This window comes from Streptomyces sp. NPDC085524 (assembly GCF_044541755.1).
Classification (GTDB): domain Bacteria; phylum Actinomycetota; class Actinomycetes; order Streptomycetales; family Streptomycetaceae; genus Streptomyces.
In genome coordinates this window covers 100,374-112,107 of the sequence record NZ_JBITTH010000001.1, presented here as the reverse complement: position 1 = coordinate 112,107, position 11,734 = coordinate 100,374, and the positions used below count along the sequence as shown (strand labels likewise).

At 72.7% G+C, this 11,734-nt stretch carries 10 protein-coding genes; 5 read left to right on the top strand and 5 right to left on the bottom strand.

Going from position 1 to position 11,734, the window contains the following annotated elements; genetic code table 11:
• The first annotated feature begins 204 nt into the window (after nt 1–204).
• Nucleotides 205–1,383 carry a CapA family protein gene (locus ACIGFK_RS00530; protein WP_400050054.1) on the top strand — a complete coding sequence of 393 codons (1,179 nt, stop codon included), beginning with the start codon at nt 205–207 and terminating at the stop codon, nt 1,381–1,383.
• Nucleotides 1,384–1,663: 280 nt separating this feature from the next.
• On the opposite strand, the gene ACIGFK_RS00525 is transcribed toward ACIGFK_RS00530, so the two are convergent.
• Entirely contained in the window at nt 1,664–2,125 is a 462-nt protein-coding gene (locus ACIGFK_RS00525; RefSeq protein ID WP_376662039.1) for a universal stress protein, read from the bottom strand.
• Nucleotides 2,126–2,185: 60 nt separating this feature from the next.
• On the opposite strand from ACIGFK_RS00525, the gene lysX reads away from it, so the two are divergent.
• Both lysX and ACIGFK_RS00515 read left to right on the top strand, forming a co-directional pair.
• Nucleotides 2,186–5,491, top strand: a complete 3,306-nt coding sequence (gene lysX, locus ACIGFK_RS00520) for a bifunctional lysylphosphatidylglycerol synthetase/lysine--tRNA ligase LysX (protein ID WP_386466651.1) — start codon at nt 2,186–2,188, stop codon at nt 5,489–5,491.
• A 70-nt stretch (nt 5,492–5,561) separates the two neighbouring features.
• Nucleotides 5,562–6,461 carry a polysaccharide deacetylase family protein gene (locus ACIGFK_RS00515; protein WP_400050053.1) on the top strand — a complete coding sequence of 300 codons (900 nt, stop codon included), beginning with the start codon at nt 5,562–5,564 and terminating at the stop codon, nt 6,459–6,461.
• Between the two features lie 159 nt (nt 6,462–6,620).
• Here ACIGFK_RS00515 and ACIGFK_RS00510 read toward each other — a convergent pair whose 3' ends face one another.
• Nucleotides 6,621–7,283: a class F sortase gene (locus ACIGFK_RS00510; protein WP_376662036.1), complete on the bottom strand. Its 663-nt coding sequence runs from the start codon at nt 7,281–7,283 to the stop codon at nt 6,621–6,623.
• A gap of 363 nt (nt 7,284–7,646) precedes the next feature.
• Here ACIGFK_RS00510 and ACIGFK_RS00505 point away from each other — a divergent pair, with 363 nt between their 5' ends.
• Nucleotides 7,647–8,150, top strand: a complete 504-nt coding sequence (locus tag ACIGFK_RS00505; RefSeq protein WP_376662035.1) for a hypothetical protein — start codon at nt 7,647–7,649, stop codon at nt 8,148–8,150.
• Between the two features lie 132 nt (nt 8,151–8,282).
• On the opposite strand, the gene ACIGFK_RS00500 is transcribed toward ACIGFK_RS00505, so the two are convergent.
• The 3 genes from ACIGFK_RS00500 to ACIGFK_RS00490 form a co-directional block, all read right to left on the bottom strand.
• Nucleotides 8,283–8,846 carry a hypothetical protein gene (locus tag ACIGFK_RS00500; RefSeq protein WP_376655103.1) on the bottom strand — a complete coding sequence of 188 codons (564 nt, stop codon included), beginning with the start codon at nt 8,844–8,846 and terminating at the stop codon, nt 8,283–8,285.
• A 203-nt stretch (nt 8,847–9,049) separates the two neighbouring features.
• Nucleotides 9,050–9,820 carry a hypothetical protein gene (locus tag ACIGFK_RS00495; protein ID WP_376655104.1) on the bottom strand — a complete coding sequence of 257 codons (771 nt, stop codon included), beginning with the start codon at nt 9,818–9,820 and terminating at the stop codon, nt 9,050–9,052.
• Nucleotides 9,821–9,850: 30 nt separating this feature from the next.
• Nucleotides 9,851–10,537 (bottom strand): hypothetical protein, encoded by a 687-nt coding sequence (locus tag ACIGFK_RS00490; RefSeq protein WP_400050052.1) that lies wholly within the window; start codon nt 10,535–10,537, stop codon nt 9,851–9,853.
• A 315-nt stretch (nt 10,538–10,852) separates the two neighbouring features.
• Between ACIGFK_RS00490 and ACIGFK_RS00485 the strand changes: the two genes are divergently transcribed.
• Nucleotides 10,853–11,683, top strand: a complete 831-nt coding sequence (locus ACIGFK_RS00485) for an SAM-dependent methyltransferase (RefSeq protein ID WP_376655106.1) — start codon at nt 10,853–10,855, stop codon at nt 11,681–11,683.
• Nucleotides 11,684–11,734: the final 51 nt, after the last annotated feature.

Sequence of the window (11,734 nt, the reverse complement as noted above, 5' to 3'; positions counted from 1 at the left end):
GGAGGTGCAAGGGGACGCGCAGGGGGCTGGGGGAGCCGCAGGGGGGCTGGGGGAGCCACTGGGGGAGTCGCGCGTGGACCCGTATCGGCCATCGGGGTGAGAGCACTCCGGGCGGACGGATACGTTCCTTGACTTGGGGCGTCCTGTTATGTGGATTGCAGGTGATCGGAAGTCAGATAGTCGTACTAGCGAGAGCTGGGACAGATGACGAAGCCCACCCGGCGAACGGCCGCCCTCCTGTCCGTACTCCTGCTGTCGGCTGCCGCGGCCGGCTGCTCGGCCGCCGGGCAGTCCGGGCCGGCCCGCCTCGCGGGCGGGCCCACCCCCTCCAGCGCCGCCGGATCCCCCTCGGCCCGGGGCTTCACCCTCGTCGCGAGCGGCGACGTACTGCCGCACACCTCGGTCATCCAGCGCGCGGCGAACGACGCGGGCGGCGACGGCTACGACTTCAAGCCGATGTTCTCCGGCGTCAAGCCCGTCGTCTCGGCCGCCGACCTCGCCCTCTGCCACATGGAGACCATCTACGGCGAGGAGGGCGGCCCGTTCTCGGGCTACCCGGCGTTCAAGTCCCCGCCCGAGGTCGCCGACGCACTCAAGGCGACCGGGTACGACGGCTGCTCCACGGCCTCCAACCACACCCTCGACGGCGGCGGCGACGGGCTGCGCCGCACCCTGGACCGCTTCGACAAGGTCGGGCTGAAGCACGCCGGTTCGGCCCGCACGGCCGCCGAGGCGGCCGGCGTGACCACCTACCGGGCGGGCTCCGCCAAGGTCGCGCACCTCGCCTACACCTACGACACCAACGGCTACCCGATGCCGGACGGTCAGCCGTGGGCGGTCAACCTGATGAAGCAGGAAAAGATCATCGCGGATGCCCGGGCGGCCCGGAAGGCCGGCGCGGACGTGGTGCTGGTGAGCGTGCACTGGGGCACGGAGTGGCAGACCGAACCGGACGAGACCCAGCTCTCCCTCGGCAAGGCCCTGACCGCCTCGCAGACCGGTGGCCGCCCCGACATCGACCTGATCCTCGGCACCCACGCGCACATCCCGCAGGCCTACGAGAAGGTCAACGGCACCTGGATCGTCTACGGCATGGGCGACCAGGTCGCGGGCGAGATGTTCAACTACTCGGGCGCGCGGGACATGCGCGGCAACTACGGATCGATCGGCCGCTTCACCTTCGCGCCGCCGGCCGCCGCCGGGCAGCGCTGGCAGGTCACCAAGGCCGAGTTCGTCCCGCAGATGATGGACCTGTCCACCGGCCGGGTCGTCAACCTCGCCCTCCACTCCGAAGGGGAGGAGTACGAGACCGCCAAGGAGGCCGTCACCGAGGCGGTCCTGGGCCGGGGCGCCGCGAAGGACGGGCTCACCATGGCGAAGTGACCCCCGCGCGGCGCTTGGCGGAACGCCCCCGCGGAACGGCGCCGCGGCCGGCCGGAGCCCCGGGCCACGGTGCCGCGGCCGGCCGGGTCACCGCTCCGCGGCCGGCCGGAGCCCCCAGGTCACCGCGCCGCGGCCGACCGGAGCCCCGGGGCGCGACGCTGCGGTCCGCCGGGTCCGCCGGGTCCGCCGGGTCCGCCGGGTCCGCCGGGTCCGCCGGGTCCGCCGGGTCCGCCGGGTCCGCCGGGCCACGGTGCGGTGGCCGTCCCCTGCTGCCGCGCTGCTACGGAACCACCGTCACCGGCCAGCGACCCGCCTTGACCAGGCGGACCGCCACCGAGCCGACGATCCGGTGGCCCGCCTGCTCGGAGGCACCGACCACCACCGCGTCCGCCGTGAGCTCCTCCGCCGCGCTCACCAGCCCCGCGTAAGGGTCCCCGCGGAAGGTGTGGAACTCCCAGCGCACCTCGTAGATGCCCTTGAGCCGCTCCGCCGACTCCCGGATCTCGGCGACCAGGCCCTGCGCGATCTCGTCCGTCGTGTCCGCCACCGGCGCGCCCAGTGCGGCCCCGGCCGCCAGCACGGGCTGTACGTACACCAGCGCCAGCAGCGCGTTCTGCCGCCGGGCCAGCCCCGCCGCGTAGGCCGCGGCCCGCAGCGAGGACTCCGAGCCGTCGACCCCGGCCAGGATCACCTTCGGACCGTCGGTGCCGCGTTCGAATCCCGTGTTCACGTGCTCCGTCACGCTCCCGAGGCTATCCCGCTCGGCGCGCGCACGACGGGCGCCCTCCCTACAGTGCGAACCATGAGTGCCACCGTGGAGGAGACGCGCGGGACCCGGAACCGCTTCCTGAACCGGGTGCCCGATGCCTTCGGCGCGTTCTTCGGAGCGCTCGGCCTGCTGTGCGCGCTGCTCGCGCTCTCCCCGACGCTGCGGCGGCTCCTGCGGCACGTCGTGCGCTTCCTCGACCTCATCGTCGTCCCGGTCAGCGCGAACCTCGCCTACGCGGTCTTCCTCTTCCTCCTCGCGGCCGCCCTCGGCATGCGCAAGAAGGTCGCCTGGTGGATCGTCATCACCTATTTGGCCCTGCTGGTCCTCGACGACGTGCTGATCCTGGCCGAGGGCGACTACTGGATCGGCGTCCCGTCGATGGCCGTCGGCGTGGTCGCCATGGCCGTCCTGATCGCCGCCCGCCAGGAGTTCTACGCCGCCTCCCGGCCCGGCGCCCTGTGGCGGGCCCTGCTCGTGCTCGGGCTGGGTCTGCTCGCCGCCGTACTGGTGGGCTGGGGGCTCGTCGCACTCTTCCCCGGCACCCTGCCCCCCGGAGAGCGGCTGGACTGGGCCGCCCGGCAGGTCTTCGGCGGGCTCGTCTCCGAGCGGCAGTTCGACGGCCGCCCGCCGCGCCCCCTGTACTTCCTGCTCGGCCTCTTCGGCGCCCTGGCCCTCCTGAACGCGGCCGCCACCCTCTTCCGGTCCCAGCGCCTGACCGCCGCCCTGCACGGCGACGAGGAGCCGCGCATCCGCGCGCTGCTGGGCGCCTACGGGCGGGGCGACTCCCTCGGCTACTTCGCCACCCGGCGCGACAAGGCCGTCGTCTTCGCCCCCAACGGCAGGGCCGGCGTCACCTACCGCGTCGAGGCCGGTGTCGCCCTGGCCAGCGGCGACCCGGTCGGCGACCCCGCCGCCTGGACCCCCGCCATCGACGCATGGCTGGCCGTCGCCCGCCGGTACGGCTGGCAGCCCGCCGTCATGGGCGCCTCCGAGGACGGCGCCAACGCCTACGCCCGCTCCGGCCTCAGCGCCCTCCAACTCGGCGACGAGGCCATCCTGCACGTCGCCCACTTCGACCTCGACGGCCGCGACATGCGCGTCACCCGCCAGGCCGTCAACCGCGTCAAGCGCACCGGGGCCACCACCGTCATCCGCCGCCACTCCGCCCTCTCCGAGGACGAGATGCACACCATCGTCGACCGGGCGGACCGCTGGCGGGACACCGAGACCGAGCGCGGCTTCTCGATGGCCCTGGACCGGCTCGGCGACCCGGCCGACGGGGACTGCCTGCTCGTGGAGGCCTTCGACGACAAGGGGGAGCTGATCGCCCTGCTCTCCTTCGTGCCCTGGGGCAAGGACGGCATCTCCCTCGACCTGATGCGCCGCGACCGCTCCGCCCCCAACGGGGTCATGGAGTTCATGGTCGCCCAGCTGTGCGCCGCCGCCCCCGGCCTCGGCGTGCGCAGGATCTCCCTCAACTTCGCGGTCTTCCGCTCCGCCTTCGAGGAGGGCGGCCGGATCGGCGCCGGCCCGGTGCTGAAGATGTGGCGCAGGCTGCTGCTCTTCTTCTCCCGCTGGTGGCAGCTCGAGGCCCTGTACCGCTCGAACGTCAAGTACGGCCCCGAGTGGTACCCGCGGTTCCTCTGCTACCAGGACGCCGGCTCGCTCGCCCGCGTCAGCCTCGCCTCCGGCATCGCCGAGGGCTTCGTCTCCGTACCCAGCATGCGCACCCTGTGGGGCAACGCCCATCCCCGGGGCCTCACCGCCCCCGCCACCACCGAGGGCCTGCCCTCCATCGACTCGCTCGGCCTGGACACCGTGGGGGAGGAGGCCGACCGCGCCGCGGCGGGCGAGCGGCTGCCCGAGCAGGTCCGCGTCCGGCACGCCAAGATGGAACGCATCCGGGAGTCCGGGACCGACCCCTACCCGGTCGGCATCCGGCCCCGTACGCACACCGTCGCCCAGCTGAAGGCCGCGCACCCCGGCCACCCTGCGGGAGCCCGCTCCGGCGAACAGGCCACGCTCGCCGGGCGCGTGATGGTCGTACGCGATCTCGGCGGGGTGGTCTTCGCCGTCCTGCGCGACTGGTCCGGGGACGTCCAGCTGATGTTCACCCGTGACGAGACGGGGGCCGGGGTACTGGACTCCTTCACCTCCCAGGTCGACTTCGGCGACCACGTCGTCGTCAGCGGCCAGGTGGGTGCCAGCAAGAGCGGCGAGGTCTCCCTCCTCGTCGACTCCTGGCAGCTCACGGGCAAGTGCCTGCGCCCCCTGCCCGACAAGCGCAAGGGACTCGCCGACCCGGAGGCCCGCGTCCGGCGCCGCTACCTCGACCTCGTCGCCAGCCCCGCGGCGCGCGACGTCGTACGGGCCCGCTCCACCGCCGTCCAGGCGTTGCGCCAGGGCCTGCTCGACCGCGGCTACCTGGAGGTCGAGACGCCGATGCTCCAGCAGATCCACGGCGGGGCCAACGCCCGGCCCTTCCGCACCCACATCAACGCCTACGACCTCGACCTCTACCTGCGGATCGCCCCCGAGCTGTACCTCAAGCGGCTCTGCGTGGGAGGCATGGAGAAGGTCTTCGAGATGGGCCGCACCTTCCGCAACGAGGGCGTCTCCTACAAGCACAACCCCGAGTTCACGATGCTGGAGGCGTACCAGGCCTTCGCCGACTACGACGTGATGCTCGACCTCACCCGCGAACTGATCCAAGGCGCCGCAACCGCGGCCTTCGGCTCGCCCGTCGCCCACAAGGCGGGCCCCGACGGCAAGCTCGTCGTCCACGACATCTCGGGTCCCTGGCCGGTCAAGACCATGTACGGGGCCATCGGCGACGCCCTCGGCGAGGAGGTCGACGCCGACACCGAGGAGCACGTCCTGCGCAGGCTGTGCGACCGGGCGGGCGTGCCGCACGCTCCGGAGGACACCCGCGGGGACGTGGTGCTCGAGATGTACGAGCGGCTCGTGGAGGAGCGGACGAAGCTGCCCACCTTCTACAAGGACTTCCCGACCGACGTCTCGCCGCTCACCCGGCAGCACCGGGGGGACCCGAGGCTCGCCGAACGCTGGGACCTCGTGGCCTTCGGCACCGAACTGGGCACCGCCTACTCGGAGCTGACCGACCCCGTCGAGCAGCGGCGCAGGCTCACCGCCCAGTCCCTGCTCGCGGCGGGCGGCGACCCGGAGGCCATGGAGCTCGACAACGACTTCCTGGACGCGCTCGAGTACGCGATGCCGCCGACCGGCGGCCTCGGCATCGGAGTGGACCGCCTCGTCATGTTCCTGACGGGCCTGACGATCCGCGAGACGCTCCCGTTCCCCCTGGTGCGGCACGGCTGATCGGGTGGCGGGAAGGAGGCGCGTCCGTGCCTCTCGACATCTGCGGCGATGTCGTTGATACGTAGTAGTAATGAAAAATGACGAGCCGACAGTAGGGCGTCGTGCGCTCCTGCGCACCGCCGTCTTCCTCGGAGTCGCCGCCGCCTCCGGACTGCTCACCGGGAACGGCGAAACCGGTGCGCCGGGCGCCGGGACCGGATCCGGACCCGGCGGCTCCGCCCCGCTCGCCGGACCGGGGCCGCGCCCCGCGGCGGGACCGCCCGGAATGCGGGCCCAGGAACTGGCCGAGAAGTCCTACCGGCTGCGCCCCATGACCGCCGAGGCGCCCCTCCGGCCGCCCGCCGCCAAGCCCGCCGTGCGCACCCGGCCCATCCTGGAACTCCCGGCGGGAGCCGCCACGCCGAGCGGCATGGTGCTCACCTTCGACGACGGCCCCGATCCCCGCTACACCCCGGCCATCCTCGACACCCTGGCCCGCTACGGCGTCCGCGCGATGTTCTTCGTCTGCGGGGAGATGGCCACCGAGAACCGGGACCTGCTGCGCCGGATGGCCGACGAGGGCCACGTCATCGGCAACCACACCTGGACCCACCCGCTCATCCCCAAGCTCAGCCGGCCCGCGCTCGCCTCGGAGATCGGCCGCACGAGCGAGGTCGTGCAGAAGGCGGTCGGCGAGGCCCCGCTGTGGTTCCGGGCGCCGTACGGGGCCTGGAACCGGGCCGCCTTCGAGATCGGGGCGGAACTGGGCATGGAGCCGCTCGCCTGGACCGTGGACACCCTGGACTGGAAGGAGCCCGGGACCACGACCATCGTCTCCCGGGTCCTGGGCGGCGCGGCGCCCGGCGTGATCGTGCTGTCCCACGACGCGGGCGGCAACCGGTCGCAGAGCGTCCAGGCCATCAACGCCTATCTGCCCCAGCTCCTCGCCAGGGGCTACCGGATGACGCTGCCGGTGCTGCCGCCCCGCTGATCCGGTCCGGACCGGCCGGACGGAGCCCGGACGCGGCCCGGACGCGGCCCGGACGTGGCCCGGACCCGGACCCGGACCGGCCCGGACCCGGACCGGACCGGCAGGACCAGGTCCGGCCCGACGCGGCTCCGGACGCGGCCCGGCCCCGTGGATTCCGGCTCAGCGGGCCTCCACCATCCGGGCGAAGACCACCACGTTGCCGTCGTAGCCCCCCGCCTTGGAGTAGGAGCCGCCGCACGTGATCACCCGGAGTTCCGGGTGCCCGGTGTCCCCGTACACCCGGGCTCCGGGGAACTGGTCCTTCGAGAACACCTCCACGCCGTACACCTCGAACACCGCGGTGCGCCCGTCGTAGCGCTCCACCTCGATGTGGTTGCCCGGCTTGACCGAGCCCAGCCCGTAGAAGACGGCCGGGCCCTGCGCGTTGTCCACGTGGCCCACGATCACCGCAGAGCCGCGCTGCCCGGGCGAGATCCCGTTGAGGTACCAGCCGGCCAGATTGCGGTCCTGCGGCGGCGGGGCGTCGATCCAGCCCTCCGCGTCCAGCCCGACCGTCATCACCGGCGCGTCCACGTTGATCGTGGGGATCCGGATGCGCTGCACCGACGAGTGCTCCAGCACCTCCATGTCCGCCGGCGGTGTCGGCGGGTTCGCCGGCAGCTGATCGGCCGTCACCGCGACGGCCGAGGCCGCGGTGGGCTGGGGCGGCCCGTCGCCCATGTCCACACCGTTCCTCACCATGGCGAGGCCGGTGAGCATGACGAGGGCGAGTACGCCCCACGGTGAGCGTTTGCGCGACTGCCCTGTCTCGTCCTCGCCCATCGTTCTCCCTTCCCGACGCGGGGGTCCCGACCCGCGTTCCTGTCCCACCCCTGTACGCCCTGCTTCACGCACGCTAAGGCTGCGTCGGCGGGACGGCGAGAGGGGAGGGGCGAACGGGTGGCGCCGCCCGGAAGGGGCCGTAAGGGGTGCGCCCATCCAGGTAATCGTCACATAAATGCCTGACGGGTCGTGACCTGCGGATCCGTCAGCTACGGCGTTCTCGCTTCGGCGTGTCGCTCAACCGGGCGGCCCAAAGGCTGAAATGCGGAGATTGCGGGACGACCCGAGGGTTCGATCAGGGAGGCGTTCTCGTCGATCATCCGGGGCCGACGCTCCGGGGCGCTTCCCGCTGGAGGTTCCACCATGCGTGCTTTCCGCGCTCTCACCGTGACGGCGGCAGCCTGTGCCGCGATCGGCCTCAGTACCCCGTTCGCCTTTGCCAACTCTCCGATGGGTGGGGGCGGGGGCCCCAGCAACATCTCCGTCAACCCCTACTCGGTGCACCAGGGGGCCACGATGCAGGTGAGCGCCTCGGGTTGCAACCACGGCGGCGTCGTCACCTCGCCCGGGAACTTTCCCGAGGCCCGGCTGTCCGCCGGTTCGATCGGATTCGCCACCGTCCGGATCTTCAACCACGCTTCGCCGGGCCCCCACACCCTGTCGGTGCGGTGCAACGACAACAGCCTGGTCGCCACGCACCGCTTCAACATCCTGGAGGGACGCCCCTCGCAGGGCGGCCTGGGCGGCTCCATCGGGCCGTCCACCGCCGAGACCGCCATCGGTGCGGGCCTCGTCGGCGCCGCGGCACTCGGCGCGGGCGCCCACGTGCTGCGCCGCCGCCGTCCCTCGCTCCGCGGCCGGGCCTGACCGGCCACCTCCCCGGTCGTCCCCACCGCCGGTCGCCCCGGGGTCCTGGCACGGACCCGGGGCGACCGGCGGTGGGGAGGGGTTTCTTCACACGACCGCGGTCCTCAGGTGACCGTGGTCTTCAACGACTTTTCAATGACCGCGGCCGGACCGGCGGCGGCGCACTGCGAAGGCCGTACCGGCCACTGCGGCGAGCAGGAGGCCCGCCCCCGCGCCGAGCTCCACGGGATCCATGCCGGCCACGCTGCCGCCGAGGCCGCCGCGGACGGCCCCGACGACACTGCGCGCGGGACTGGTCGCGGTCCGGGTGGAACTGGTGGTCGGCCTGGTCGAGCCGCCGGAGATCGTCAGATCGGCCGAGCCCGTCTCCCCGTTGCAGGTGAACGAGACGGAGTACAGGGCCCCGGGCCGGGCGTCCCGGTCCACCGTGACCCGTACGGTCTGCCCGCGCGCGATGCTCACGGTGTCGAAGACCCCCGACGAAGCGGTGGCGTAGGCGGCGTTGCAGCCGGTGACCGAGAGCACCGTCTGACCGCCCGGGGCAACCGTCGACGGGGTGATGGCGAAGCCGAACGAAGTGACCTGCCGGCCCTCGGCCGCCGCCGCGGCGGGCGCGCCGAGGGCGCCGAGCGCGAGTACGGCGCCCGTGGCGCCGGCGCTCAGCAGGGCTGTGGCGGATGTACGTATCGCACCCATGGTTGATTCTCCGGATCCCCGAGGAGCAGCCGCGGAACGGTTTCCGCACGTGGGGGGTCGTGCGCCTCGATGTCCGCCACGCTAGGTCCGGGTGCGGTGACCCGCGATCAGGAACGGGCGAATGGGGCATGCCCCTACGCCGAACCGGGGACGGAGGGACCGTCCCCGGTTTGAGGGTGGGGGTGAGGGATCCGGCCGGGCCCTCAGCCGCCCAGCTCCAGGTGGGCGAACTGCGACAGGAAGGGCTCGGCGGTGGCCGCGACGCCGCGTCCGAAGGGCGCGTCGAAATCCCAGATGAGGAAGAGCAGGAAGGCGATGAGCGCGCTGAACAGGCCCGCCAGCAGCAGTTCGCGGAACGACCGCCGGATCTGCAGGGTGAAGATCAGCCCCACCGTCACCAGCGCCCCGGAGATCAGCCCGAACCACACCACTCCCGGCATGGTGGCCCCGGCGCTCTCCCCGCGGGCGCTGCGGGCGTCGTCCGCCACCGCGACCTGGTCGACCAGCGGCTGGTACGCCTGCCCCTCGTGGTCGGTCTTCGGCTCGTAGTCGGTGACGTCCCGGCGGATACGTTCCAGCAACTCCCCGCCGCGGTCGGTGATCTCGCCGCGGTCGGCCATGGCCTTCCACTCCGTGTCGACCACGTAGGTCACGTACGCGTCCACGTCGGAGCGGATCTGCTTGCGCACCTCGGGCGGGTAGACCTCGGAGCGGACGCTGACCTCGTGCAGGGCCTGCGCTTCCTGGCGCACGTACTCCTGGGCGGCCCCGCGGCCCTCCCAGACGCCGGCGATCGCCAGGCCGAGGACGATCGCGTAGATCACCCCGATCATCATCGTCATGTACTCGATGACGTCCGGAGTCTCGTTCGGATCGTCGTCGTCGCCGATCCTGCGGTGGTTGAAGAAGGTGATGGACAGCACCACGGCGCAGGCCGCTGCCATCGCGATGGACAGGACGAGCCATTCCGACAAGATGACTCCTGATGGGTCATGGGCTACGGGCTACCGGGGGCGCAGCGCGACGATCGCGAGCACCGCGGGAGCCGCGGTCATCAACGTGAAGGTCACCGGCGAGATGTGGTGCTCCTTCGGCTTGAGGGCCGGGGCGCGGTACGCCGGCCGGGCCACCGGTTTCGCCGGTTTCGCCGCCACGGGTACGGGTGCCCGGACCACCGGGGGCGGGGGCGGCTCGGGGGGAGCCGGCTTGGGCACGGGCTTCGGCACGGCTTTCGGGGCCGGAGGCGGTGGCGGCGGTGGCGCGGGTTCGGGCGGCGGGGCCGGCTTCGGGGGCGGCGGCGCGGGCTTCGGCGGCGGGGGCTTCGGCGTCGGCTCGGGAGGCGGCGTCGGGGTCGGCGTCGGCTTCGGCGGACAGGGCGGGGGAGGCGGGGGCGGGCAGTGGTGTCCGCCGTGATGGCCCTTGCCGCGGCCCTTGTCGTGGCCGTTGCCGTTGCCGCGGCCGTTGTCGTGCCGGTCGCCGCGCTGGTCGGCGTGATGTCCGCCACGCGGGCCGTCTCCGCGGCCGCTGCCGCCGGCCACCGCGACCGCCGTGGTGACCCCCGCGGAGGACCCGTTCCCGGTCGTCGCGTAGGCGCAGCTATCAGCCACGGCCGGCGTGACGGACGCGCACGACAGCGCGGCCCACAGCAGCACCGGGACTGCGAGCATGCGCCTGGCTAAGGCTTTGTTCACCCGGGGATCATGGGCCCGGGGCGGCTCCCGTACGCCCGGCCGTGGCCCCGGTTCCCCTGAACGGGTGGAGCATCGACCCAGGAGGTTTGAGCCAATCACCGACCGGGTCGGATCGCAGACGGGTCAATTCCCATAGGGGATTTGTCGGTAACGATCAACAGGGGCGTTCCGTCCGGCACGTGACTTTGGTGTGTGACGAAGAACGGATCGCCAATTTCCGCTTTTGCTCGCCCTGTTGGCAAATGATCAGTACATTCGGCTCGGACAGAGTCCGGTCCCCGGAGGGGCCGCCGCGGAACAAGGCTTGGAGACCCGATGGAGCGCCCCGCCTGGGCCCCGCCAGGCATCGACATATCGGTGCCCAGTGTGTCCCGTATCTACGATTACTACCTGGGCGGCTCCCACAATTTCGAGGTCGACCGCGAGGCCGCCCGCCGGGCCATGGAATTCATCCCGGGCCTGCCCAAGATCATGCAGGCGAACCGGGCATTCATGCGCCGCGCCGTCCGCCACGCGGTGGCCGGGGGCGTCACCCAGTTCCTCGACATCGGCTCCGGCATCCCCACCTTCGGCAATGTCCACGAGATCGCCCGGGCCGCCACCCCGGAGGCGCGCGTGGTCTACGTCGACCACGACCCGGTCGCCGTGGCGCACAGCCGGGCCGTGCTCGGGGACGACGAGCACACGGGCGTCGTCGCCGCCGATCTGCGCAAGCCGAAGGACATCCTGGCCGCCCCCGAGGTCGCGCGGCTGCTCGACTTCGACCGGCCCGTGGCGCTGCTCCTCGTCGCCGTGCTGCACTTCCTGGAGGACGCGGACGACCCCTATGCCGCCGTGGCCGAACTGCGGGAGGCGCTGGCCCCCGGCAGCCTGCTGATCCTGACGCACGCCTCCTTCGAGGGCATTCCGGTCGCCGAGGAGGTGGCCGGCGGGGCCGTCGGCGTGTACCGGGACATCCGCAACCCGCTCGTCATGCGCAGCCGTGAGGGGATCCGCGGCTTCTTCGACGGGTTCGACATGGTGGAGCCGGGCCTGGTCTCCATGCCCGACTGGCGCCCGGACCGCGTCGAGGGCGACACGGAGGGCGAGGTGCCCGAGGACCCGTACGCCTTCTCGGGCTTCGGCGGTGTGGGGCGCAAGGCGTGAGACTTCCCGTACAGATGCCGGCCCCGAGGCAGCCGGGTGCATCGGCCCGCG

Bases quoted from the DNA above. Each gene is read 5' to 3' on its own strand.
- ACIGFK_RS00530 (WP_400050054.1), top strand. From the start codon at position 205: ATGACGAAGCCCACCCGGCGAACGGCCGCCCTCCTGTCCGTACTCCTG.
- ACIGFK_RS00515 (WP_400050053.1), top strand. From the start codon at position 5,562: ATGAAAAATGACGAGCCGACAGTAGGGCGTCGTGCGCTCCTGCGCACC.
- ACIGFK_RS00485 (WP_376655106.1), top strand. From the start codon at position 10,853: ATGGAGCGCCCCGCCTGGGCCCCGCCAGGCATCGACATATCGGTGCCC.
- ACIGFK_RS00500 (WP_376655103.1), bottom strand. From the start codon at position 8,846: ATGGGTGCGATACGTACATCCGCCACAGCCCTGCTGAGCGCCGGCGCC.
- ACIGFK_RS00510 (WP_376662036.1), bottom strand. From the start codon at position 7,283: ATGGGCGAGGACGAGACAGGGCAGTCGCGCAAACGCTCACCGTGGGGC.
- lysX (WP_386466651.1), top strand. From the start codon at position 2,186: ATGAGTGCCACCGTGGAGGAGACGCGCGGGACCCGGAACCGCTTCCTG.
- ACIGFK_RS00505 (WP_376662035.1), top strand. From the start codon at position 7,647: ATGCGTGCTTTCCGCGCTCTCACCGTGACGGCGGCAGCCTGTGCCGCG.